The organism is Pseudazoarcus sp. NS36, from assembly GCF_059703705.1.
This window is the reverse complement of sequence record NZ_BAAKJA010000004.1, coordinates 165,016-187,058: the sequence shown is the minus strand read 5'-3', so window position 1 is coordinate 187,058 and position 22,043 is coordinate 165,016. Positions and strand designations below refer to the sequence as shown.

Genomic DNA, 22,043 nt, shown 5'->3' with positions numbered 1-22,043 from the left:
AACCCTCTCATACAAAGCACTGGCAAAGTGTTGCGCACTCTACCCCGGAAGCCCGCAGCCACGCCGGTATCATGACCGGAATGGATACGCCTCAAAGCCGCCCTGCCGATTCCTCGTCGCGACGCCGCCTGGTCTGGTTCGGGCTGCTCTTCGTCGCCTTTTCGGCTGCCGGCGCGTGGGCGGTGTTCGACCAGTTCGCCGGGCGGGAATTCACCTTCGACCGCCGCCTGCTCGCACCGCCCGTGCTCGCCGCTGCGGTCGGCCTGCTGGCGCTGTATTTTCTCGCCGACGGGCTGCGCCTGCACTACACGCTGTGCGCGCTCGGGCACCGCATCCCGCCCGCAGCGATGGCACGCCTGGTCTTCGTCAATCTGTTCTTCTCCAACGTCACGCCGATGGCCACCGGCGGCGGCGTTGCGCAGGTGTGGCTGCTGCGCGAGCACGGCGTTCCGGTGGGCAGCGCCACGGCCGCAACCACGCTGCGCACGGTGCTCGCCACGGTGGTGATCTTTGTTGCCACGCCGCTGTTTCTGGCCTTTGGCGCGCCGAACGACGGGCAGGTGCTGCTGGCACGCATCGCGCCGATCCTGGCGGTGCTGGTCGCGCTGTATGTGCTGTTCTTTGCCGTCGTGGTGCTGCGCACGCGCTGGCTGGTGGCGCCGCTGGGCGGCCTGCTCGCCGGACTGCGCCGCGCCGGCATGGTCGGCGCGCGCCGACACTGGCGGCTGCAATTTGCGCTGCGGCGCGAGATGCGGCGCTTTGCCGGCAGCTTCGGCGAATACCTCTCCGGCCCGCCCCGACTGGTCGCCCTGTCGGTCGGCAGCACGCTGCTGTTCCTCGCCTGCCTGTTCAGTTTTCCGGCGCTGCTGGTGGGCGCGCTGGGCCACGACACCGCCTGGCTGACCACCGCCGGGCTGGCGCTGGTCACCACCTTCGTCATGTATTTCGCGCCCACACCGGGCGCGGCGGGTATTTCGGAGGGCGTGTTCGGCGCCTTTTTCACCAATGTGCTGGGGCCGGGTGAACTGGTGCTGGTGACGCTCGCCTGGCGCTTTCTGACCATCCACCTCGGCATGCTGATCGGCCTTGTACTGCTGGGCCGCCGGCTTGCGCGCGGCGCTACGGAGAACCCATGAACCGCCTGCTCCAACGCCGGCTGACCTACTACGCCTGCCTGCTGATCATTGCAGCCATGCTGGGCTACAAGGCCTATCTGAATTTCATGATGCCCGACCTTGAGGCACTGCACACACGCCAGGTCGAACGCATCCGCGATGCACTGCAGGAGCGCGATTCGTTCAGCTTTGCGGTGGTCGGCAATATCGAGAACTCGGTCGGCGTCTTCGAGCGGCGCTTCGCGCCCATGCTCAACCAGTCCGGAGTAGATTTCGTCGTGTCGGCCGGCAATGCCGTCAGCGGCGGCGGTGAGGACAAGTACCGTGCGCTCGAAGGCACGCTGGGGCAGCTGTCCGTGCCGTGGCTGCTGACCTTCGGCGAGAACGAGTTCGACAACTTCGGCAGCTTCCGCTTCTACGAGCACTTCGGCCCGCACTTCTACACGCTGCGTCTCAATGATTCGCGCCTGATCTTCCTCGACGGCACCGGCAAGACGCCGCTGGGCTGGCAGTTGCGCTGGATGGACGACGTGCTCGAACACGACACCAGCACCGCACGCTTCATCTTCATCGGCAAGCCGCCGCTGCGCCCGGCCGACGAGCCCATGCTCGCCACCGACAGCGACTACCTGCCGGACGACTTCCGGGATGCGCTGCTCGCTGCCGTCGAGCGCCACCGCATCGACATGGTGTTCTCCGCCAACCTGGCGCTCTACGACGAGCAGCGCCGGGGCGACACGCTGTTCGTCACCACCGGCGGTGCCGGCGGTCTGGTGCTCAACGACGACGAGAGCTACTACCACTTCGTGCGCGTGACCCGGCATGCAGACGGCACGATCACGCATGCCGTCGAGCGCCTCGAAGTGGGCCAGCACCCCTTTCCCAAGCAGCTCGAAAGCCTGTGGTTCTTCGTCTATTCGCTGTTCTACGTCGGCTTCGTCAATTTCTTCCTGATCGTTGCCGCCTTTGCGCTGGTCGCACTCAAGCTGCATCACATGATCTTCGTCGGGCGCGACTACTACCCCGACTACGACGTCGACGCCACGCCGTGGCTCACGCGGCCGCTGCGCGTGGCGATGTTCACCAACAACTACCTGCCCTTCATCGGCGGCGTGCCGATCTCCATTGCGCGCCTCAAAGCCGGGCTGACCGCGCTCGGTGACACCGTCAAGGTGATCGCCCCGCGCTACCGCAGACAGCCCGGCCGCGAGGCCGACGTGCTGCGCGTGCCGTCGCTGCTCACGCTGGGCGAGAAGCGCGAATTCCGTCTGGCCAACCCCTTCCTGCCGTCCATCCGGCGCCGCGTGCGCGACTTCGCGCCGGACATCATTCACGTGCATCACCCCTTCTGGCTCGGCTCGCTCGGCGTGTTCGTCGCGCGCCGCCTCAAGGTGCCGGTGATCTACACCTATCACACGCGCCTGGAGCACTACGCCCACTTCGTGCCGCTGCCCGGCGCGCTGTTCCGCAACCTGATCTCGCACGCACTGATCCGGCGCTTTGCCAACCGCTGCGACGGCATCGTGGTGCCGACCAATTCCACCGAGGAATACCTGCGCATCATCGGCGTCACCACGCCCACGCTGGTGCAGCCCACCGGCATCGAATACGAGCGCCTGCGCGACGTTGACCGCGCCGAGGTCACGCAACTGCGCCGTGAACTCGGCCTGGGCGACGAACGCGTGCTGATCAGTGTGTCGCGCCTGTCCGACGAGAAGAACATCGACTTCCTGATCGACGCCGTCGACCGCCTGCGCCGCAGCTGCAAACAGCCCTTCCGCGTGCTGATGATCGGTGACGGCCACGAACGCCGCCGCCTGCAGACACGCATCGACCGCCTCGGCCTGAAGGCGCACTTCACGCTGGTCGGCGCCGTGCCGCCCGAAGACATGCCCAAGTGGTACGCGCTGGGTGATGTGTTCGTGTTCGCGTCCAAATCCGAAACGCAGGGCATGGTCATTCTCGAAGCCATGGCTGCCGGCCTGCCGGTGGTGGCCGTGCGCTCCAGTGGCATCGACGACGTCGTGCGCGACGGCTACAACGGCTTCAAGACGCCCGAAAGCCACATACGCTGGGGCGAACGCGTGGCGCAACTGCTCACCGACGACACCCTGCGCCGCGAGCTGGCCGACAACGCGCTGGCGTTTGCGGCCGAACATTCGGTCGAAGCCTTCGCCACTCGCATCCGCAGCTTCTACGCCGAAACGCTGGCACAACGCGCCAAGCTGGACGCGCCCGAGGAGCCCGAGACACCCGACGCAGCAGCCCGGCCATGACACGCCTGCGCGCTCAGCCCGGATACGGACGCAATGCCCCGCCCTCCGGCACGCTCGGCGCCGGCGTGCGCGCCACGTTCATGACCCAGCACACGCACACGAAGTAGCCGATCAGCGCAGTCAGCTCGACCACGCCCTGCTCGCCCCAACGGCCCAGCGCATTCGCGTAGGTGGCGTCGCACACGCCATGGTGGTCGAGCACCTCGCGCGCAAAATCCCACGCGGCCGATTCATCCGCCGACATCGCACACGGCCAGCGCCCCACGGCCAGATCGTCCAGCGTCTCGCGCGCCGTGCCGGCCTCCAGCGCCAGCGGGTGATGGATCGCCCACTCGAACTGGTTGGCCGTGTGGCGCGCCACGATCAGCGTCACGAACTCGGTCACACGCTGCGGCAATACCGAGCCAAAACGCAGCACCGCGCCGGTTCGCGAGATGCCATCGAGCAGTTCCGGGCTGCGCAGCAGCGGAATGAACGGCCCCTTCACGCCCTTGCGCGGCCCGGCGATCAGCGCCTCGGCCGCCGCGCGTTGGGCCGCGTCGAGCGCATCCATCGCCGGTAGCGGCAGGCGCTCGTGCTGGTCGGCGCCGAAGCCCTGCGCAATCGTGTTGTGCGTCGTCATCGCGTTTCTCCCGTGTGTTCAAGGCCAGTATGCCCGCGCAGCCAAGCATCGCAGACCTGGCCGACCGGGGGATTGAGGTGCGCTGTGCACGGCAACAGGGGATTTCACGCAACCCCGCCGCGGCGGCTGGAAACATGAACTCCGCCTCACCCGGAGACCGGCATGCGCCCGCCCATCTGCCCACTCAGCCGCCTGCTCGCCACCCTGCGCACGCTGCGTCACCGCGCCCGCAGCCGCGCCGTGCTCGCACGGCTGGACGAGCGCATGCTGCGCGACATCGGCATCACCCGCGCCGATGCGCTGCGCGAGGCCGACAAGCCGTGCTGGCGCGCCTGAGGCTCACTGCGCCACCCGGGCCGGCCCGCTCCGCTCCAGAAACCGCTGCGTTCCCTGGCGGAAATCGGCGGTGGTCGCAGCCAGCCCGAAAAAGTCCGCACCCAGCAGGGCAGACTCTTCCAGCGACAGGTTCAGCCCGCGGTGCAGAGCCTCCCAGCTCAGGCGCACGGCGGTTGGATACTGCGCCAGCACCGTATCAAGCAGCGCAGCGGCCTCGCTCAGCAGCGCCGCGCGCGGCACCACGGCATTGACCAGCCCGATGCGCAGCGCCTCTTCGGCATCAATGGCGCGGCCGGTCAGCAGCATCTCGGCTGCACGTCCTTTGCCCACCAGCCGCGCCAGCCGCGTCGTACCGCCAAACCCCGCCACCGCGCCGATTCGCACCTCGGGGTGGCCAAGCTGCGCGCCTTCTGCCACCACGCGCAGCATGCAGGCCTCGGCAATCTCCAGCCCGCCGCCAAAAGTGTGGCCATTGAGCGCGGCCACCGTCGGCTTGCCGAGATTCTCCAGTTGCCCGGTCACCCTGACGGCCTGCAGCGCCAGCTCGCGCACCGCCAGCGGCGAAGCCTGATTCAGATAGCGGATGTCGGCACCGGACGAGAACACCGCATCGCCGGCACCGGTGAGGATCACGGCACGCACGCCGTCATCGGCGGCCACATCCGCCAGCACCTGCGACAGGCGTTCGAGCATGTCGGGGTCGATGGCGTTGTGCACCGTCGGGCGATTGAGCGTGATCAGCCCGACGCCATGCGCATTGACTTCAAACAGCAGCGAATCCGTACCGATCATGGCCAACCTCCTTGCAGTGTCGCGCCGCTACCGGGCGTCGCACAGACTGTAGGCGTCGGGCATGGTGCAAGGCTGAGACGTGGTGGCTGCCGGAGCAGAGAAATTCAGGCTGGCCGCGTATCCAGCCGCGCGGCCAGCACCGGGCGCAACCAGTCGATGAATGCGCGCACGCGCAGCGGCAGATGACGACGGTGCGCGTAGATCAGTGTCACCGGCAGCGGTGGCGGGCGATGCTCGGGCAGGATCTCCACCAGCGTGCCGTCGGCCAGATGCTGCAGCACGCCGTAGTCCGGCAATTGCACGATGCCCAGGCCGGCCAGGCAGGCCTGGTGATAGGCGTCGGAGTTGTTCACCGTCAGCACGCTGGGCATGGGCACGAACGCCGACGCCTCGCCCGGCGCCGGCACGTACTCGAAGCCCGCGGCGCGGCTGCCCAGCGTCTGCGCGTACTCGATCAGGCGATGGCCGGAGAGCTCGTCGAGCGACTGCGGCACGCCATACGCGGCAAGGTATTCGCGGCTGGCGCAGTTGATCTGATGCAGCGCGCCCAATGGCACGGCCACCACGTTCTGCTCACCGATGGGCCCCACCCGCAGCACGCAGTCGAAGCCCTCGCGCACGATGTCCACGCGGCGGTCGGTGCTGCTCAGTTCGATCTCGAGTTCCGGGTGACGCTGCAGGAATGCAGGCAACTGCGGGATGACAATGTCGCGCGCCGCCGCGAGCGGCATATCCACCCGCAAACGCCCGCGCACATCGGCCGGCCCGTTGGCGCCGACCAGCGTATGCAACTCGTCCAGATCGGACAGCAGATCCTTGCAGCGCTCGTAGTAGAGCTGCCCGTCCTGCGTCATCTGCACCTTGCGCGTCGTTCGGTGCAACAAGCGCGTACCGACTTTGGCCTCGAGCTGCCGCACAGCGTTTGAAACCGAAGTCTTGAGCAGCCCGAGGTCGTCTGCCGCGGCGGTGAATCCGCCCAGCTCGGCAACCCGCACGTAGATGCGCATGGATTCGATCTGGTCCATGAGTCGGCCCCTTCAATCATGATCTGATGTGCGATTGTCCAATTTAAGCGGACAGTATTTCAACAACTTCCGTATTTATCAGCACAAATCGCGTCAATACACTGGCCCTGTCGCTGAACGATCCCCCTCTTCTTCGTTCCGGCACCTCTCGTTCAAACACTCACGGAGCCAGACATGCAGCAGATCGCCCTCATCACCGGAAGCAGCCGCGGCCTGGGCCGCAACATGGCCCTGCACCTCGCCCGACGCGGCATTGCCTCGGTCATCACCTACCGCAGCAACCGTGAAGAAGCCGAAGCCACCGCAGCCGAAGTGCGCGCCCTCGGTGCGCAAGCCACCGTGCTGCAGCTCGACACCGGCGACAGCAGCAGCTTTGCGCGCTTTGCACTCGAACTGCGCCAGACGCTGCAACAGCACTGGCAGCGCGAGCACTTCGACTTTCTGGTGAACAACGCCGGCATGGGCATCTACGCAAGCCTTGCCGACACCACCGCAGCGCAGTTCGACGAGCTGATGCGCGTGCATCTCAAGGGCCCGTTCTTCCTCACGCAGACGCTGCTGCCGCTGCTCAACGACGGCGGGCGCATTCTCAATGTCTCGTCGGGGCTGACGCGCTTCTCGATGCCCGGCTTTGCCGCCTACGCGATGATGAAAGGCGGGGTCGAAGTCATGACCCGCTATATGGCCAAGGAGCTGGGCGCGCGCGGCATCACCGTAAACACCCTGGCGCCGGGCGCCATCGAAACCGACTTCGGCGGTGGTCTGGTGCGCGACACGCCGGAAGTGAAAAACGCCATCGCCGCCGAAACCGCACTGGGCCGCGTCGGCCTGCCGGACGACATCGGCGGCGTGGTGGCCTCGCTGTTGGCCGGCGACAACCGCTGGATCAACGGTCAGCGCATCGAAGCCTCGGGCGGCGTGAATCTGTAAGTCCCCCGCCCCCGCCGGTCATGCGTCCGGCGGGGGCGAGGCAGCTCCATCACAGGAACCCGGTGACACCGCCCAGCAACACCCAGCATGCAACGCCTGCCAACATCAGCGCCGCGCCGCGATTGATCCAGCGCGTGTGGCCGTCGCCGATGCGGCGCACGGCCTGCTGCGCGGCAAACGCCCAGGCCATCTTCACGCCGAACACCGCAACGCTCGCGACCAGCAGCACCGCCAGCACATCACCGGCAGCAAGGGATTCGATCTCGACAAAGGCCGGGAACAGCACCAGATAGAACACGATGGCCTTGTGGTCGGCCAGCGTCACGGCCAGCCCGGCCACCACGCTGGCACCGCGCCCCGCAGGCCCGGCCTCGATGCCGGAAAGCGGCGGCGCGCGCCACAGCGACCACGCAAACAGGCCGAGCAACAAGGCCGCGCCCCAGCGCAGGACTTCCAGCCACGGGCCGGCCAGTTCCAGCAGTGCGGCCAGGCCGAACAGTGCGATCAGGATGTAGATCACATCCCCCACCACCACCCCGAAAGCCGCCAGCGCGCCGTGCGCCAGACCGCCGCTGACCGCGCGGGTCACGACAGTGAGCACGCTCACGCTGGGAACGGCAGCGAGCGCAGCAAGCGTCAGGAACAGGGCCGCAAGGCCGGCAAGAGTCATCGTAAACACGGGCGGACGAGGGGACAGCCTGCAGGCTACCGCGCACGCCCCGCCGCACTGCTGAATTCCGGTTTTTTTCATGCATCCAGGATTCAGCCTCGTGCCGCCCGATGCGCGCAGCATGAGTCCGCATGTCACGGGTCACCGCCGGCCCGGCATCGTTCAGGAGAACCCCATGCCCTTCATCCGCATCACCACCACCGCTACCCCGTCGGCCGCGCTGCAGCAGCAGGTGTGCGCTCGCGCCACCGACCTGATCGCCGCGTTGATGGGCAAGCGTCACGAGGTCACCTCGGTGCTGTTCCAGTCAGTGCCGGCGGCCGGCTGGACCACCGGCGCGGCGCCGATTCCGCCCGGACAATGCGCGGCGCACTGCGACATCCACCTCACCGCAGGCACCAACACCGTCAAAGAGAAGGCCGCCATGATCCGCGCCATGCACGCCGCACTGGGCGAAGCGCTTGGCGCATTGCCCGAGGCCACCTATGTGGTCGTGCATGAATTCGCCGCCACCGACTGGGGTTACGACGGCCGCACACAGGCCGAGCGGCGCGCGGCGACCGCCACGCTGTAGGCCTGCGCGTTGCTTCAGCCTGCCGTTTCGGCCAGCGCCGCCAGCACGTCGGCGCAGGCACGCACCACGGGGCGTTCGCGTCCGGCGGTGGACAGCAGCAGCACGTAGCTCTTGGCCGGTACGCGCAGCGGGTGGGCCACCACCAGCCCCAGACGCTGGCGCATGTCGCGGGTCAGGCGCTGCGGCAGCAAGGCCAGACCTTCGCCACGCGCACAGGCCATGAGGATGGCGTACATGTCGTGGCACACCATGTCGGGTTCGCGCATGCGCAGCGGGCCGAAACGCTCGACCAGACCGCGCCACGAAAAGGCCGGGTGTTCGAGCAGCGCGTGGTCCGACACCAGTTCGGCCGGCGTGGCGGTTGCCAGCGCGGTGGCCTGCGCGGCCGGCGCGATCACGGCCAGCTCTTCGGGCCACAGGTGGCGCGCCTCGGGTTCGCGCTCGTCAAAGCTGCAGTAGCGGATCGCGATGTCGCACTGGTTGCGCTCCAGATCCGACAGCGCCTCGCTGACGCCCACGTTGAAGGCCACATCCGGGCAGGCTTCGCGTAACTGGGCCAGCCGCGGCGCCAGCCACAGCCGCGCCACACCGGGGCTGGCGGCGAGGCGGATTTCGGTTTCGCGCCCGCAGTCGAGCGCGTGCAGCGCGTCGGCCGCGCCGCGCGCAAATACCGACACCGCCTGGTAATACGCCGCGCCTTCGGCGGTCAGTTCCACCGACGGCGTGTGGCGCACCATCAGGCGCAGGCCGGTGCGCTCTTCGAGCAAACTCAGCGAACTGGCCAGCGCGGCGCGCGTCACGCCAAGCTCGGTCAGCGCCTGCGCAACCGTGCCGTTGCGCACCAGCGCCTCGAAGGCAACCAGCGCATGCAGTGGCGGAAGAGGTACATTCGTCATCAGGAGGCCCAGGCTCGATGAAGCACTCATTATTGCGCGATCTTCCCCTGCTGGAACTGGTGGCCGTCGAGGCGGTGATCCGCCTTGGCAGGGTTGCGGCCGCGGCCGAAGAGCTGTCGGTCACGCCGTCGGCGGTGAGCCACCGCCTGCGCCAGATCGAGCGCGCGCTCGGGGTGGCCCTGATCGAGCGGCGCGGACGCGGCATTGCGCCCACCCCCACCGGCGAAGCCTGCCACCCCGAGCTGGCCCGCCTGATTGCGGATTTCCGCGACAGCACGCGCGCCCTGCGCAGCCAGAGCCTGCAGCGCGTGCACCTGGATGTGCCGCCGGTGATCGGCGCAACCTGGATCACTCCGCTGCTGCCGCGTCTGCGTGCGCGCCTGGGCGTGCCCGGCCTGCGTTTCGAACTCAGCACCAACCGCGTGCCCGGTGTTGCCGCCAACCCCGACGCCGATCTGTTCATCGACTTCGGCGTCGCCCCGCCCGGCCCCAACGCGCAGCTGCTGCACCATGGCACGGTCGGCGCCTTCGTGGCCGCCTCCGAAGTGCGCAGCGGCGACCTCACGCCCGCGGAGATCACCCGCCGCCCGCTCATCCGCCACACCTCGGCGTGCTGGCTGCAGTGGATGGAATCCGTGTTCGGCGAAGTGCCCGAACACCGCTACGCCGTCACCTTTGACGACCCGGTCAGCGCGGTCGAAGCCTGCCTGGCCGGACAAGGCCCGGTGCTGGTCGGCACCCTGGCCGCGCAGGCCTATGTCGAAGCCGGGCTACTACGCCCGGCCCACCCCGGCCGTCTGGCCGCCGGCAACTACACCATCGAACTCACCCCGCGCGGGCAGTTGAAACCGCTCGCGCGCCGTACGCTGGACCACCTGCTCGCCTTCGGCCAGGAATTCACCGCAGCCTGACACGCCCGGCGCCACGCCGGCTGAATTCCGCTGACATCCGCACAAGCAGCTTTACCGCGCGCACGGCCGCGCTGCGGGCATGCTCAAGGCACTGCCCTGGAGATGCCCATGTCCGTACTTCGCCCCGCCGACCTCGACTGGCACAGCCATGACGACGGCCACACCCATGCCGCCCAGCACGCCGCACTCGCCCCGCAAGTCGGCCTGCGCAAGCTCGGCGCGCGCCGTGTGCGCGTACTGCCCGGCAAGGCCGCGTGGCCGCTGCACGCCCATCTCGCCAACGAAGAATTGCTGTTCATCCTCACCGGCACCGGCTGTTACCGCATCGGCGCAGAGCACTTTGACGTCGGCCCCGGCGACTGCCTGGGCGCACCGGCCGGTGCGGAGCACGCACACCAGCTCATCAACACCGGCGACACGCCGCTCGAATACCTGGTCGTCAGCACCATGCTCGAACCCGACGTGCTGCTCTACCCCGAGCGCGGCTGCTTCGGCGTGCTGGCCGGCAGCGCGCCCGGCGGCGACAAACGCACGCGCAGTTTCGAATACTTCGGCGACGCATCGGGCGCGCAGGACTACTGGGAACCGCCCGCTCGTCCCTAGCCGACATCGTGCCGTAACACCCGGCTGACAAATTTCAGAACACCTTGTGACCTTTCCTTGATGTCTGCTGTCGCAGGATGCGGCCTCTCCCCCCGACGCGGATTCACCCATGCAACGCACGAAACCCTGGCTGCTCGGCTTTGCCGCGCTGGTGCTCACCCTCTCAGCCGTGGCCGCCTGGCATTTCCGGCTGCCCGGCATCGCCTGGCACTGGTTCGCCATGCAGTCGCAGGCCGAAGAGTGGCAGGACGCCGGCGTGTGGCTGCCGCACTACCGCGTCACCATCGACGGCCTGCCGGTCGAGGGCGTCGATGAAAACGCCTCCGGCCTGACCTACAGCGACCACACCGGCACGCTGTTCTCCATCACCAACAAGCGCCCCAAGGCCATCCTCGAACTCGACACCGACGGCCGCTTGCTGCGCACCATCGAACTGGTCGGCACCAGCGACCCCGAAGGCATCACCCACATCCGCGAAGGCATTTTTGCCATCGCCGACGAACGCGACCAGGCCGTCTACCGCGTCGAAATCGGCCCCGACACCACCCGCGTGGACGTGGGCGACACCGCCCGCCTCGGCCTGTCGCTCGGCCGCAGCAACAACCTCGGCTTTGAAGGCATCTCGTGGGACAGCGCCGGACAGCGCCTGTACATCAGTCAGGAGAAGGCCCCCATGCGCGTACTCGCCGTCTCCGGCCTGCCCGACGTGCTCAGCGGTGCCAACTTCAACCTGCAGATCGACGAATGGCGCCCCGCCAACGCCAGCGGCCTGTTCGTCACCGACCTGTCTTCGCTCACCATGCACGAAGCCACCGGCAACCTGCTGCTGCTCAGCGACGAATCCGCACTCATCGTCGAATACGACCCCGCCGGCAACCCGGTCAGCATGCTGCCCATGTGGCGCGGCTTTCACGGCCTCCAGCGGCGCGTGCCGCAGGCCGAAGGCCTCGCCGTCGGCCCGGACGGCACCATTTACGTCATGTCCGAGCCCAACCTGTTCTACCGCTTCGAGCGCAGCGTGCCGGCGCGCTGGGCGAAGCCGGCGAATGCTCGCCCCGTCCCTGCGGGGCAGTGATCTCACAGAGGGCACACCAGCCTGAAGCCAGCTTTCACCTCGGCAACACCCAGCCGTTAAGTACGATGTCATTTCCATGCCATGATGCGTGGCCCGCAAGGGCGTCACAACGCGTGATGGCAAACTTGCCAACACATCGGCTATGATGTCGGAAAAGCCAACATGAAAGCCACGCTGATCACGGACTTCAAGAACGTCGCAGAAGACGGTGGGCTGATCCACATGGTCGTCTGGCGGGTGCCCGAGCCGGTTCCGCCGACAGACCACGGCTTCAAGTATCGACTGGTCTACGTCGTCGACGGCATCCGCGTCGTCGGCTTCGACAACGAACGCGGCAAGGGCGATCACTGCCATCTGGACGGCAAGGAATTTGCCTACGCGTTCTCGAGCATTGAGCAACTGATCGAAGACTTCATCGCCGAAGTAGAGAAACGGAGAACGCCATGACCCGACGCACACTCACCATCACGCTCGGCGCAAACTGGCAGAGCGCACTGCGGCAGGCCGGCAAGGCTGCCGGCGCCAAGGGCTACCAGGGCGAAACGCTGAACTTCGAGACTCCGGCTGCGTTCTTCGGGCGGCTCACCGAGCGGCGCTGGGCCATCGTGCATGCGCTGCAGCAAGACGCCACCGTCGTTGGTGTGCGCGAACTCGCGCGCCGCCTTGATCGAGATGTAAAGCGCGTACATGAAGACGCCGCCGTGCTGGTGGAGCTTGGCCTCATCGAACGCACCGAGTCCGGCGCGCTGCGGTGCCCCTTCGCCGACATCCATGTCGACATGCACATCGCCGCAGCCGCCTGACCTAGTGACTCCGGCACCATGTAGGACGCAATAAGCGCAGCGCATTGCGCGGGCAAACACACTACGTAACCCTTGACCGGGGGAACACGCTTGCTTCGCTCCGGTCAAGAATCCAAGGTGTACGCAATGGCGGAGGATCAGGAGAACGCCCGCCGACTCCCTCGGCGCGGCTTCGGCGTCACCCTTTGCGGTCGCCGGCGTTCCCCGCCACGCATTGAGCGGAGGACCACCATGTTCAAACTCAAATACGTGTTCTTTGGCGAACGGTCCGTCACCAAAGTGGCCGGCCTGTTCAACTCCGACGAGGCCGCCCGGCAGGGCGCCCGCAACCTCGTCGACCAATCCCCACTCGACGCATCCCAGATCCGGGTGTTCGGCCCCTCAGACAGCTCCATGCCCCTTCGCGCCGACCTGGGCCAGGCGCTGGAACCCGACTCGCCGGGCATCTTCCGCACGCTCATCAAGTCACACCTGGCAGCCGGGCTAATGGGGCTCATCGCCGGCGTCGCACTGTTCATCGCGTTGTTCCTGGCCGGCGTGCAGGCCGTCGTCAGCTCAAGCTTTCTGGCGCTCGTTTCGTTTGCCGGCTTTGGTCTGGTCTTTGGCCTGCTGGTGGGTGGTGTCGTCTCACTGCGCCCCGATCACGGCCACGTCCTCACCGTGGTGCGGCACGCCCTCGACGAAGGCCAATGGGCCGTCATCGCCCACCCCCGCAACGCCAGCCAGACCGACGAAGCCATCAAGGTGCTCGAACTCGGCAGCGACCGCGTCATCCGCAGCCTCTGACCCACCCCGCCGCGCCCGGCCGGAGCAAACTCCGCCGCGCGTGGCGCCTGCATCCAGCCCCAACCGGGCAACATGTCACCGTCAAGAGCAAGGCATGACTTGCGCATTTTGAAACCTGCGCTAATGTTGAGGCCTGCCTGATCGGAGCGCGACATGACCAGCGGCCTCACCACCCTGCCCGACGACCTCCCCGTGCCGCAAGACGACGGCGCCGCCGCGCACCTCACCGGCATGACAATGCCCGACCTCACCCTGCCCGCCACCGACGGCACGCTGGTGAACCTCGCCCGCCTCCCCGGCCGGCACGTGATCTACATCTACCCCATGACCGGCCGCCCCGACCGCAAGCTGCCCGACGGCTGGAACGAAATCCCCGGCGCCCGCGGCTGCACCCCGCAGTCCTGTAGCTTCCGCGACCACTACGCCGAACTGCAGGCACTCAACACCGGCGTATTCGGCCTCAGCACGCAATCCACCGACTACCAGCAAGAAGCCTGCGAACGGCTACATCTGCCGTTTCAATTGCTGTCGGATGAAGGGTTGAAACTGAAGGCGGCGTTGGGGTTCCCGACGTTTAAGGTAGGGGGAAGCGAGTTGTACAAGCGGCTGACGTTGGTAATCGAGGCGGGAAAGATCGTGAAGGTTTTTTATCCGGTGTTTCCGCCAGATCGGAGTGGGGAAGAGACGGTGGGCTGGGTGACTGCTTTCCGTGAGCACACCCGAAAGCCTGTCGCAGATGCCGGAAAATGTTCATCCAGCACTCCAAATTCGATTTGAACGCCAGATATGTGGCACAAGTTCAAAAACGCCCGATCAACAACCCATTCAGGAAAACCGTCATGAAAGCACTGTCACTGATTGTTCCCCTCTTTCTTGTTCTGACCGGACAGACTGCACACGCTGGGGTTATCCAACCCCACAAAGTGGACCCTGCCAGCATCAAGACATTTGAATACAAGAGCAAGAAAGCCAGTGTCAGCTCCGATGTGCCAAAGGAAGTGTATGGAGAATATCGCCTTGACATTGCTTCCGGCCGCGCAGCCGTAGCCTCACGAACGATCACATTGAATCAGGATGGAACGGGTAAAGCCCATAACTATGGCAACAAAGAAGAACCCCAGCCTTTTGAGTGGGGCGTGCTCGTCAACGATGGCGTGACCGAGATAACCGCCCCATCCATCACTCATAAATGGTGGGTTGAGGCACCGCTCAACAAAGAGACTTGGTCAGAGCATGCCTATGTGGTCGTCCTGAAATACGATTCAGGAAAGTACGGGTCTCTTTTTGTTTTCGAGCAGGAAGGCGTGATGATTATTCCGGGCCCTGCAGGCATGGGAATCTGGAAATACTGACAGGAAAATAATATCCCTTGCGACTCCCAATATTCATGAGCGCGATCCGCTAGGCGTTCTCATTCCATTAGAAGTTTAGCTTGAAGTCATCGGGCGACTTCTCATCGGCCACCGCCGATATACCTCAAAAACAATCCGTGCAGCCAGGACTGCAGAGACGCCACAATTAAGGAAAACCGCCATGACTACCGGCAAACTCGTTTCCATCGGACTGAGCGCATTGCTATTGAGTGCTTGTGCAAGCTGGGTCGAAGAAGACCGATTGGCACAGCAACGCGCTGCTCAACACCAGTGGTCCAAAATGATGGCTCAGCATCACAACGAGCCAGCGGCATCCGGCCCACTCTGGCAGATGCCCAATCAGACCGCCGTGGCTTACCTTTCCCGCCTGGAACAACTTGCCCAACAGGACAGCGAGGCCTCGCTCAGGGCGGACGCCACCGTGGAATGCGCACTGGACGAGACGAGCAAAGCGCTGCTGATTCACCAAGTCACGCCGGAGCGCCTCGCGCAGTATCGCGCCCAGTATGCAAAGACGCTGCAGTGGGAGGACTTGGGGAACAGCGTCACAGTGGTGGCCGGCAACTGCAGACAAGGCCGACTGGATGGCGCTTTCAGCGCAGTGTTTAGCGACCGCAGTCGAACCCGGTCCCAGCACTTCAACACCGATTCGACCGTTCGAGGGCGCATCGACGGGCATTTCCGCAATGGTCAGCTCGATGGCGAAGTCCGCACTATCAAGTTGGAGACTCGCACCACAAATGGCCAGAGGGTGATTTCGGAATACTACGGCCTTGGAGTTTACGAGAGCGGCGAACAGGTCGGCACACATGTCAGGCTAGACCGCAGCAAAACGAGCGCAGGAGACGTAGACTCATACTCCGTGACCCAGGTGCTGCAAGGAGGTGTTCACCGCCTAAATTCCTGGATGAACGGCCAACCGAGTACGCGCTTTCACATGCGCGACGGGAAAATTGAAGGCTGGATGGACTTCGCCAGCGCCGCCTTGAAAGGGAATCGAACCTGCTACCGCGCCGGCCAGATACTGGAAAATACGGCCTATTGCCAATCGGTCCAGGCGCAATTGGAACAACTCTCCTTGCGTGAAGCCACCCCAGGGCACAGCCGTCTCTCAGGCAAGACGATGACAGATCAGCCTGAACCACGCCCAGCGCAACAGCCTTCAGGCACCCCAACCCAACCCATTACTGGAAGTCAGTCTGGCGGGCAAGCTTCGCCTGCAGAACCTGCCCAGGCCGACAACAGCCGCGACGAAATGGAAATGGGGGAGGTCATTATTTACCGTAGCAAGCGCATGCTGAATTCCGACGTTGATTATCTCGTCAGCTGGCAAGGTAAGCCACAAGGAGTGGTGAGAAATGGCGGCGTTTTGAAGATGCGTTTACCTGCCGGGCCGCAAGTCCTGCACTTCACAAATTTCCGCCCAGGCTCATATGAGCTCCAAGAAAGTTTGACCGTATCACCGCAGACCGAGACCTATCTCTTTATGCGCCTGCACCTCTCGCTGAGTGCACGCAAACAAATGAGTATCGAACCCGTATCAGCAGAGCAAGGGCGTGCTGCCGTGATGGACTCTCGTTGAACTAGCGAACACGAACCGACGTCCGCGAATAGGGGCCAGGTTGAGGTAACCCGGGTTGCCCGGCCCCTCACCTGTCCCCGCCCAACCTGGAGAACAGCATGAACAATGCCGATTCAAACAGTGACGCTAGCGCAGACCTGCTTACATCACTCGACCGAAGCGCCGCAGAAGCAGCAATGCAGGCACCTGTTGCGGTGTTCCCCGTTCTCGTGAGCTTCACCTACAGAGGGCGGCGAGTAAGTGAATCCCTCATGTTTCGGCAAGCTATAGACATCCCGGCACGCGGCGAGACGGTGACGCTACAGTTCAACGACTTTGGAACCACCCGTCGCATATCCGGCAACGTCGAGCTGACGCTTCGCGAGTTCTACGGCCCCGGCGTAGTGAATGGAGTAGATGCCGCATATGTCGTAAAGATCTTCCTGAACGGCGTTACGGATCAACCCCTCTAGGTAGCGCCGCCCCCATACCGCGCATAAACCGGCACCATGTCACTGTCACGTGCAAGGCATGACTTGCGCATTTTGAAACCTGCGCTAAGGTTGAGGCCTGACTGCGCGGAGCGTGACATGACCAGCGGCCTCACCACCCTGCCCGACGACCTGCCCGTGCCGCAAGACGACGGCGCCGCCGCGCACCTCACCGGCATGGCAATGCCCGACCTCACCCTGCCCGCCACCGACGGCACGCAGGTGAACCTCGCCCGCCTCCCCGGCCGGCACGTGATCTACATCTACCCCATGACCGGCCGCCCCGACCGCGCATTGCCCGACGGCTGGAACCAAATCCCCGGCGCCCGCGGCTGCACCCCGCAGTCGTGCAGCTTCCGCGACCACTACGCCGAACTCCAGGCACTCAACACCGGCGTATTCGGCCTCAGCACGCAACCCACCGACTACCAGCAAGAAGCCCGCGAGCGGCTGCATCTGCCGTTTCAGTTGCTGTCGGATGAGGGCTTGAAACTGAAGGCGGCGTTGGGGTTGCCGGCGTTTGAGGTGGAAGGCGTCGAGCTATACAAGCGGCTGACGCTGGTGATCGATGGCGGGAAAATCGTGAAGGTGTTTTATCCGGTGTTTCCGCCGGATCGGAGTGGGGAAGAGACGGTGGGGTGGTTGAGGTTAGCCATGAGTTCTGAGAGATAAGTAATCAGCGCCGACTGGAGGCAACCAAGTCAGGTTTTCGATTGACGCCTGCTTGGATTAGGATGCTTCTCAACGACACGCGCTAGGCACTTAGCGCGGTATCAAATTTTGCTTTATCTACGAGGTATAGGCTTGGTGATTATGCACAACGACGACGATATTCAGCAGCCTATCTTACTGGAGGAATTAACCTCCGATCAGCAAGGGTCTGGTATCGAGGTTGAGCAAGGAATTGCCGATGCTCCTGAAATCAAGGAGCCGTTCGACCCCGAGAAGATCGACGTCAAGACCAAACCCATGACTGTTGATCTCATCATGGCACGCGTACGGGGTGGAGACGAGGAAATCGATTTGATGCCCGACTTCCAACGGCGCGCGGGGATATGGGATCAAACAAGGAAGTCGCGTCTTATCGAATCCTTACTCCTTCGCATTCCTCTGCCCGTATTCTATGTAGCCTCGGACCATGATGATCGATGGTCAGTAGTTGATGGCCTGCAACGCATCACGACACTTAAAGAGTTCGTTCACGACGAGAAATTGGTGCTAAGCGGTCTCGAGTTTCTGCATGACCTCAACGGCAACCGATTTAGCGATCTAAACCGCCAAATGCAGAGACGGATCAAAGAGTCCGAAATTACTTTCCACATCATTCAGCCCGGAACTCCATCGGCGGTGATGTTCAATATTTTTAAGCGAATCAACACCGGCGGCCTCCCATTGTCCGCCCAAGAGATAAGGCATGCGATCAAGCAGGGTGCCGCGACCACACTACTTAAGGAGCTCGCCGAATCAGATCAGTTCAAGGGGGCAACCCGGAACAGTATTAAAGATGAGCGCATGGCTGATCGAGAATGTGTACTTCGATTTTGCGCTTTCTTCATTAACCCTCCTGAACGGTACACATCCGGAGATCTAGATGCGCTACTGATTCAAACCATGGATCAGCTAAACACTTGGACAGACGATGAAATTTTTTCATTAAATCGGCGATTCATAAAGGCAATGAACGCGGCCGCGCTAATTTTTGGAAAGTGGGCTTTCCGTAAATACTACAGCTCTCATTATCGGCTGAGCCCGATTAACAAAGCATTATTCGAAGTATGGGCCGTCCATCTCTCAAACCTATCACAGGAAGAGATAGACTGCCTGGCCGAGCGACGACATTTCCTCATGAAGCGGTATTCCAGCATATTCGTAAATGATTTCGATTTTGTAGCATCAATTTCAACCGCGACCGGCACCGTCTCCAACGTGAGACGCAGGTTTAACATCATCGAAAAACTCATCCATGAGGTCGTTGATGCTGAATAACCTACATCTTGAAAACTTTAAGGGATTTGACGTCGTCGATGTGCTATTTCGCCCTGTAACACTATTATCCGGATTAAACAGCTCTGGAAAAAGCTCAATTCTTCAGGCCTTACTCCTTCTGAAGCAAATCGCCTATCAGCGCGACCCGAACACCGATTACGTGGAGCTATTTCCAAACGGTGACTACGTTTCGCAGGGCAGCGGACGTGACTTGCTGCATGAATTTGCGTCAACAGACGTGATTACTTTTGCCTGCGAGACGGTCACTCGGAAGCATTATTGGCGCTTTCGCTATAATAGTGAAACGCATCGACTCCTCACAGACGACGTGTTTGACCGGACAGACTTGGCCACTCTCTCTGAGCTGCGGTTGTCGTATCTCAGCGCTGAGCGCTGGGGGCCGCGGCTTACGTATCCGTACGAGGATTCGGAAAAGATTGAAGGACTAGGCGTTTTTGGCGAATACGCGATCAGGCATTTGATCGACCACGGTGATAACCCCGTTCAAAACATTGAGGCGAGACATCCCGCAGCAAAAGGGATAGGGCTCATTCATCAGGTTCAGGCGTGGCTCGGGGAACTCAGTCCAGGGGTACGACTAGATGTTAAGCCGTTGCGGGATGCAGGCATTTCGGTAGCCGGTTTTGGCTTTGAACGCAGAGGCGATGTCGCCTCACGCCACTACCGCCCAACCCATGTTGGATTCGGCCTGACTTACTCCCTTCCTATTGTTGTGGCTCTGCTTTCCGCCGAACCCGGCACGGTACTACTTCTTGAAAACCCTGAAGCCCACCTCCACCCACGGGGCCAAGCCCAATTAGCCCGTTTAATTGCGTTAGTCAGTCGAGAAGTGCAGGTCGTAGTAGAAACGCACAGTGACCACATCATGAATGGCTTGCGCACGGCCGTGAAACGGCAAGAACTTACACCGGAGGACGTGGCGTTTCACTACTTCGTACGCGACGGCGTGACGTCCCGTATCCAGACACCGGAGATCGATGCCAACGGTCGACTATCCTATTGGCCTGACGGATTCTTCGACGAGCATGACCGCACTCTCGCAGCCCTTGTCCGACGCCCAAGAGATTAATGCAAATGCGGATTCCTGATATTGTATTTAATGAAATTTCACTATCTCATTGCCCCGTCGCTGATCTCGCGGCTGCGCAGGCTGCATTTGAGGAATTCCTCTTAGCATTAGCTGGAATTATTGACGACAGAGTCGCCCGCTCCGTAGTCAGGTCACAATGCTGCCTGCAAAACGCCAGCATACCGACGCAGACGGGTGATATATGGGCAGCAGAAGACTGGCTGGATAATCCCAGGATAGATTACGACACGCGTCGTTTCTTATTGACCCTTGACTCTAAAGTTCCGATTGAAAATGGATTGCAATTAATCGAAGAGCACGACGCGGCCCTGATGAGTTACTCGTACCGAGCCGCAACCGAGAATGGCCCGGACTGCATTGCTGCTGGATTCGCAATTTATACAGGGGACATCGTTGCGAGCGTACCAACCGATCCGACATGGGATGCTCATCAACTCGACGTCTATGTATGTAGTGAAACCTCGGTCCTACACAAAGCAACGGTTGATCATCTAAGCCGGACAACACACTGCGCGATCCTTGCAGATCTCAGCCGTGACCGACACTTCAACTGCGTAAGAACAGCCGCGGAGTTTAGGGCAGCAAAAACAACGCTGTTCCCGCACCTGCAGTTCTCACCTGACGTGGACGAGCAAGTCGACCAAATCGAAGCGCATTACTTAGAGAATGCACTTCATAAATTAGCCAAGATGAATGAAACAGCGAAATCTTGGGAACAATCGGACTCCGCAACTCCTGACTATCGCTTCAGCTGGCGCCGCGAAAGCGAAACTACCATGACAAGACCTGAGTACCGCAGCAAGCGAGTATTCAATACTCCCGGGGGAGGTACTGCCGTATTCGAGAACCATGTTTCCTTCTCCGACAGGCACCGCATCCACTTCATCGAAGATCGCAACGCCCGCTCTTTCATCATTGGATATATTGGTGATCATTTGCCAACTGTGCGCTTTCCACACTGACTATGCAGCACTCGGGGTCAGGTCTTGAATTTATACCGAGGAACAACGAAACCAAGCAGCCAAATCTTGCAATTCAAGGCTTCTAACATGCCGTCGATCTTCAAGACCTCGCCCCGGCCCCCTGGCTCATGAATATTACCGTTACCCGAGAAGTCGTATGCGCTGCCGACGATCAAGCCGGCCCACCAACGTCGATCAACATCGACGTCCCTGACTCCATGACGGCAGAGGAGTTTGTCGCTGAGCTTACGAGGTTGCAATTTCTCCAGTTTTCATCGAGCCATAGTTGCGTATTTGGCTTCTCGGGATGCCTTCCGCTGTTTCGCGTGTGTTCGACCTTCCACGCACCGGGTGCAGAGAATGCGTTCTACGTCGCTCCAATTGGGCCACTCCGCGATTTCGTGAAGGATGGCCGCGTGGACTTTCAGTTCGTCTTCCCGCAACCCCCTGCACATAACAACAGTCCTTCTCAGATGGCAGAGGCAATTCAGCGCCTTATTACATTCCGGGTGAAGAGCAAGGTCCGCTCGGGCACAAGATCGCTAAGTGCGCGGCCCGCACCAGATGCAGGGAGACGCCGGAGCATTCCTGCCATCGTCTATTTCGTGTGCATAGGAGGGCTCGCCGCCACTCTGTTCTTCCTTTCCGGCGTATCGACCTCTACTGTTGTCGCCACCGCTATCGCAGCCGCTTTGCTTGGCATTCCGTTGTATTTCGATACCCGTAATCGCTCATTGCCGCCGAGTATTGCCGAGCGTGTTTTTGCCAGCGCATGGGTATGGTTTCGTCGCATCACGTGCGTCGGCTGCGGATTGGTTCTTTTGCTCGCCGCGCTGCCGCATATTCACTCTGAGTTCGCTATGTCGGCATTGGTAGCTGCATTGGGAGCATTCTCCATCTATGTCGGGATATTCGGACAAGGTCCGAATAGGGCACGGTTCGATGACGATATATCTCTGCACCGGGAAAACAAGCGTCGCTACAAGTGGTGGTTTTAGCGGTGCAGACCGGGTTTAGAACAGGGCTGAGGCGCCTTTCACATCTTGAGTTGATGCCTGTTTCGGCGAGCCGCGCCCTGCGCCGCTGACCCCCACGGTGCGGCGGTCATGTCAGATCAGTCTGGCGACACGCCCAAAACCCGGATA

At 62.6% G+C, this 22,043-nt stretch carries 25 protein-coding genes; 20 read left to right on the top strand and 5 right to left on the bottom strand.

What is annotated here, in order from left to right; genetic code table 11:
- Positions 1–80 precede the first annotated feature (80 nt).
- Together AC6H0R_RS07945 and AC6H0R_RS07940 are read left to right on the top strand one after the other, a co-directional pair.
- Complete coding sequence (locus tag AC6H0R_RS07945; protein WP_497580823.1) at positions 81–1,136, top strand: lysylphosphatidylglycerol synthase transmembrane domain-containing protein; 1,056 nt, start codon at positions 81–83, stop codon at positions 1,134–1,136.
- Positions 1,133–3,391: a glycosyltransferase gene (locus tag AC6H0R_RS07940; RefSeq protein ID WP_497580822.1), complete on the top strand. Its 2,259-nt coding sequence runs from the start codon at positions 1,133–1,135 to the stop codon at positions 3,389–3,391. The genes AC6H0R_RS07945 and AC6H0R_RS07940 overlap by 4 nt, the downstream gene beginning before the upstream one ends.
- Before the next feature lie 13 nt (positions 3,392–3,404).
- Here the strand turns inward: AC6H0R_RS07940 and AC6H0R_RS07935 are convergent, their stop codons facing one another.
- On the bottom strand, positions 3,405–4,013 hold the full coding sequence (locus tag AC6H0R_RS07935; protein WP_497580821.1) for a carboxymuconolactone decarboxylase family protein: 609 nt from the start codon (positions 4,011–4,013) through the stop codon (positions 3,405–3,407).
- A gap of 162 nt (positions 4,014–4,175) precedes the next feature.
- On the opposite strand from AC6H0R_RS07935, the gene AC6H0R_RS07930 reads away from it, so the two are divergent.
- A complete protein-coding gene (locus AC6H0R_RS07930; RefSeq protein WP_497580820.1) occupies positions 4,176–4,349 on the top strand; it encodes a DUF1127 domain-containing protein in 174 nt (57 codons plus the stop codon).
- Between the two features lie 3 nt (positions 4,350–4,352).
- Here AC6H0R_RS07930 and AC6H0R_RS07925 read toward each other — a convergent pair whose 3' ends face one another.
- Both AC6H0R_RS07925 and AC6H0R_RS07920 read right to left on the bottom strand, forming a co-directional pair.
- Positions 4,353–5,141 (bottom strand): enoyl-CoA hydratase/isomerase family protein, encoded by a 789-nt coding sequence (locus AC6H0R_RS07925; protein WP_497580819.1) that lies wholly within the window; start codon positions 5,139–5,141, stop codon positions 4,353–4,355.
- 104 nt (positions 5,142–5,245) lie between these two features.
- A complete protein-coding gene (locus AC6H0R_RS07920; RefSeq protein ID WP_497580818.1) occupies positions 5,246–6,166 on the bottom strand; it encodes a LysR family transcriptional regulator in 921 nt (306 codons plus the stop codon).
- Between the two features lie 174 nt (positions 6,167–6,340).
- Between AC6H0R_RS07920 and AC6H0R_RS07915 the strand changes: the two genes are divergently transcribed.
- Entirely contained in the window at positions 6,341–7,096 is a 756-nt protein-coding gene (locus AC6H0R_RS07915; protein WP_497580817.1) for an SDR family oxidoreductase, read from the top strand.
- 49 nt (positions 7,097–7,145) lie between these two features.
- On the opposite strand, the gene AC6H0R_RS07910 is transcribed toward AC6H0R_RS07915, so the two are convergent.
- Entirely contained in the window at positions 7,146–7,766 is a 621-nt protein-coding gene (locus AC6H0R_RS07910) for a LysE family translocator (protein WP_497580816.1), read from the bottom strand.
- Between the two features lie 175 nt (positions 7,767–7,941).
- Between AC6H0R_RS07910 and AC6H0R_RS07905 the strand changes: the two genes are divergently transcribed.
- Positions 7,942–8,340 carry a tautomerase family protein gene (locus tag AC6H0R_RS07905; RefSeq protein ID WP_497580815.1) on the top strand — a complete coding sequence of 133 codons (399 nt, stop codon included), beginning with the start codon at positions 7,942–7,944 and terminating at the stop codon, positions 8,338–8,340.
- 14 nt (positions 8,341–8,354) lie between these two features.
- Here the strand turns inward: AC6H0R_RS07905 and AC6H0R_RS07900 are convergent, their stop codons facing one another.
- The gene (locus tag AC6H0R_RS07900; RefSeq protein WP_497580814.1) at positions 8,355–9,236 is read right to left on the bottom strand and encodes a LysR family transcriptional regulator; all 882 of its coding nucleotides are present in this window, start codon (positions 9,234–9,236) and stop codon (positions 8,355–8,357) included.
- A 17-nt stretch (positions 9,237–9,253) separates the two neighbouring features.
- Here AC6H0R_RS07900 and AC6H0R_RS07895 point away from each other — a divergent pair, with 17 nt between their 5' ends.
- The 15 genes from AC6H0R_RS07895 to AC6H0R_RS07825 all read left to right on the top strand — a co-directional run bounded on the left by AC6H0R_RS07895 (position 9,254) and on the right by AC6H0R_RS07825 (position 21,896).
- Positions 9,254–10,147, top strand: a complete 894-nt coding sequence (locus AC6H0R_RS07895) for a LysR family transcriptional regulator (protein WP_497580813.1) — start codon at positions 9,254–9,256, stop codon at positions 10,145–10,147.
- 108 nt (positions 10,148–10,255) lie between these two features.
- Positions 10,256–10,750 carry a cupin domain-containing protein gene (locus AC6H0R_RS07890; RefSeq protein ID WP_497580812.1) on the top strand — a complete coding sequence of 165 codons (495 nt, stop codon included), beginning with the start codon at positions 10,256–10,258 and terminating at the stop codon, positions 10,748–10,750.
- 109 nt (positions 10,751–10,859) lie between these two features.
- Entirely contained in the window at positions 10,860–11,825 is a 966-nt protein-coding gene (locus AC6H0R_RS07885; protein ID WP_497580811.1) for an SdiA-regulated domain-containing protein, read from the top strand.
- 162 nt (positions 11,826–11,987) lie between these two features.
- Complete coding sequence (locus tag AC6H0R_RS07880; RefSeq protein ID WP_497580810.1) at positions 11,988–12,272, top strand: toxin-antitoxin system TumE family protein; 285 nt, start codon at positions 11,988–11,990, stop codon at positions 12,270–12,272.
- Complete coding sequence (locus AC6H0R_RS07875; protein WP_497580809.1) at positions 12,269–12,628, top strand: HVO_A0114 family putative DNA-binding protein; 360 nt, start codon at positions 12,269–12,271, stop codon at positions 12,626–12,628. The genes AC6H0R_RS07880 and AC6H0R_RS07875 overlap by 4 nt, the downstream gene beginning before the upstream one ends.
- 231 nt (positions 12,629–12,859) lie before the next feature.
- Positions 12,860–13,414: a hypothetical protein gene (locus AC6H0R_RS07870; RefSeq protein WP_497580808.1), complete on the top strand. Its 555-nt coding sequence runs from the start codon at positions 12,860–12,862 to the stop codon at positions 13,412–13,414.
- A gap of 153 nt (positions 13,415–13,567) precedes the next feature.
- On the top strand, positions 13,568–14,191 hold the full coding sequence (locus AC6H0R_RS07865) for a peroxiredoxin (RefSeq protein WP_497580807.1): 624 nt from the start codon (positions 13,568–13,570) through the stop codon (positions 14,189–14,191).
- Entirely contained in the window at positions 14,161–14,766 is a 606-nt protein-coding gene (locus tag AC6H0R_RS07860; protein ID WP_497580806.1) for a hypothetical protein, read from the top strand. Before AC6H0R_RS07865 ends, AC6H0R_RS07860 begins: the two co-directional genes overlap by 31 nt.
- A gap of 181 nt (positions 14,767–14,947) precedes the next feature.
- The gene (locus tag AC6H0R_RS07855) at positions 14,948–16,369 is read left to right on the top strand and encodes a hypothetical protein (protein ID WP_497580805.1); all 1,422 of its coding nucleotides are present in this window, start codon (positions 14,948–14,950) and stop codon (positions 16,367–16,369) included.
- Positions 16,370–16,467: 98 nt separating this feature from the next.
- The gene (locus AC6H0R_RS07850) at positions 16,468–16,821 is read left to right on the top strand and encodes a hypothetical protein (RefSeq protein WP_497580804.1); all 354 of its coding nucleotides are present in this window, start codon (positions 16,468–16,470) and stop codon (positions 16,819–16,821) included.
- A 117-nt stretch (positions 16,822–16,938) separates the two neighbouring features.
- On the top strand, positions 16,939–17,511 hold the full coding sequence (locus AC6H0R_RS07845) for a peroxiredoxin (protein WP_497580803.1): 573 nt from the start codon (positions 16,939–16,941) through the stop codon (positions 17,509–17,511).
- Positions 17,512–17,652: 141 nt separating this feature from the next.
- Positions 17,653–18,825: a GmrSD restriction endonuclease domain-containing protein gene (locus AC6H0R_RS07840; RefSeq protein WP_497580802.1), complete on the top strand. Its 1,173-nt coding sequence runs from the start codon at positions 17,653–17,655 to the stop codon at positions 18,823–18,825.
- The gene (locus AC6H0R_RS07835) at positions 18,815–19,915 is read left to right on the top strand and encodes an AAA family ATPase (protein WP_497580801.1); all 1,101 of its coding nucleotides are present in this window, start codon (positions 18,815–18,817) and stop codon (positions 19,913–19,915) included. Before AC6H0R_RS07840 ends, AC6H0R_RS07835 begins: the two co-directional genes overlap by 11 nt.
- A 5-nt stretch (positions 19,916–19,920) precedes the next feature.
- Positions 19,921–20,898: a hypothetical protein gene (locus AC6H0R_RS07830; protein WP_497580800.1), complete on the top strand. Its 978-nt coding sequence runs from the start codon at positions 19,921–19,923 to the stop codon at positions 20,896–20,898.
- A 128-nt stretch (positions 20,899–21,026) separates the two neighbouring features.
- Entirely contained in the window at positions 21,027–21,896 is an 870-nt protein-coding gene (locus AC6H0R_RS07825) for a hypothetical protein (protein WP_497580799.1), read from the top strand.
- The last annotated feature ends 147 nt before the right edge of the window (positions 21,897–22,043 follow it).

What these genes read in the sequence shown, in the direction of transcription:
- AC6H0R_RS07945 (WP_497580823.1), top strand. Translation starts at nt 81, where the DNA reads ATGGATACGCCTCAAAGCCGCCCTGCCGATTCCTCGTCGCGACGCCGC.
- AC6H0R_RS07940 (WP_497580822.1), top strand. Translation starts at nt 1,133, where the DNA reads ATGAACCGCCTGCTCCAACGCCGGCTGACCTACTACGCCTGCCTGCTG.
- AC6H0R_RS07935 (WP_497580821.1), bottom strand. Translation starts at nt 4,013, where the DNA reads ATGACGACGCACAACACGATTGCGCAGGGCTTCGGCGCCGACCAGCAC.
- AC6H0R_RS07930 (WP_497580820.1), top strand. Translation starts at nt 4,176, where the DNA reads ATGCGCCCGCCCATCTGCCCACTCAGCCGCCTGCTCGCCACCCTGCGC.
- AC6H0R_RS07925 (WP_497580819.1), bottom strand. Translation starts at nt 5,141, where the DNA reads ATGATCGGTACGGATTCGCTGCTGTTTGAAGTCAATGCGCATGGCGTC.
- AC6H0R_RS07920 (WP_497580818.1), bottom strand. Translation starts at nt 6,166, where the DNA reads ATGGACCAGATCGAATCCATGCGCATCTACGTGCGGGTTGCCGAGCTG.
- AC6H0R_RS07915 (WP_497580817.1), top strand. Translation starts at nt 6,341, where the DNA reads ATGCAGCAGATCGCCCTCATCACCGGAAGCAGCCGCGGCCTGGGCCGC.
- AC6H0R_RS07910 (WP_497580816.1), bottom strand. Translation starts at nt 7,766, where the DNA reads ATGACTCTTGCCGGCCTTGCGGCCCTGTTCCTGACGCTTGCTGCGCTC.
- AC6H0R_RS07905 (WP_497580815.1), top strand. Translation starts at nt 7,942, where the DNA reads ATGCCCTTCATCCGCATCACCACCACCGCTACCCCGTCGGCCGCGCTG.
- AC6H0R_RS07900 (WP_497580814.1), bottom strand. Translation starts at nt 9,236, where the DNA reads ATGACGAATGTACCTCTTCCGCCACTGCATGCGCTGGTTGCCTTCGAG.
- AC6H0R_RS07895 (WP_497580813.1), top strand. Translation starts at nt 9,254, where the DNA reads ATGAAGCACTCATTATTGCGCGATCTTCCCCTGCTGGAACTGGTGGCC.
- AC6H0R_RS07890 (WP_497580812.1), top strand. Translation starts at nt 10,256, where the DNA reads ATGTCCGTACTTCGCCCCGCCGACCTCGACTGGCACAGCCATGACGAC.
- AC6H0R_RS07885 (WP_497580811.1), top strand. Translation starts at nt 10,860, where the DNA reads ATGCAACGCACGAAACCCTGGCTGCTCGGCTTTGCCGCGCTGGTGCTC.
- AC6H0R_RS07880 (WP_497580810.1), top strand. Translation starts at nt 11,988, where the DNA reads ATGAAAGCCACGCTGATCACGGACTTCAAGAACGTCGCAGAAGACGGT.
- AC6H0R_RS07875 (WP_497580809.1), top strand. Translation starts at nt 12,269, where the DNA reads ATGACCCGACGCACACTCACCATCACGCTCGGCGCAAACTGGCAGAGC.
- AC6H0R_RS07870 (WP_497580808.1), top strand. Translation starts at nt 12,860, where the DNA reads ATGTTCAAACTCAAATACGTGTTCTTTGGCGAACGGTCCGTCACCAAA.
- AC6H0R_RS07865 (WP_497580807.1), top strand. Translation starts at nt 13,568, where the DNA reads ATGACCAGCGGCCTCACCACCCTGCCCGACGACCTCCCCGTGCCGCAA.
- AC6H0R_RS07860 (WP_497580806.1), top strand. Translation starts at nt 14,161, where the DNA reads ATGTTCATCCAGCACTCCAAATTCGATTTGAACGCCAGATATGTGGCA.
- AC6H0R_RS07855 (WP_497580805.1), top strand. Translation starts at nt 14,948, where the DNA reads ATGACTACCGGCAAACTCGTTTCCATCGGACTGAGCGCATTGCTATTG.
- AC6H0R_RS07850 (WP_497580804.1), top strand. Translation starts at nt 16,468, where the DNA reads ATGAACAATGCCGATTCAAACAGTGACGCTAGCGCAGACCTGCTTACA.
- AC6H0R_RS07845 (WP_497580803.1), top strand. Translation starts at nt 16,939, where the DNA reads ATGACCAGCGGCCTCACCACCCTGCCCGACGACCTGCCCGTGCCGCAA.
- AC6H0R_RS07840 (WP_497580802.1), top strand. Translation starts at nt 17,653, where the DNA reads ATGCACAACGACGACGATATTCAGCAGCCTATCTTACTGGAGGAATTA.
- AC6H0R_RS07835 (WP_497580801.1), top strand. Translation starts at nt 18,815, where the DNA reads ATGCTGAATAACCTACATCTTGAAAACTTTAAGGGATTTGACGTCGTC.
- AC6H0R_RS07830 (WP_497580800.1), top strand. Translation starts at nt 19,921, where the DNA reads ATGCGGATTCCTGATATTGTATTTAATGAAATTTCACTATCTCATTGC.
- AC6H0R_RS07825 (WP_497580799.1), top strand. Translation starts at nt 21,027, where the DNA reads ATGAATATTACCGTTACCCGAGAAGTCGTATGCGCTGCCGACGATCAA.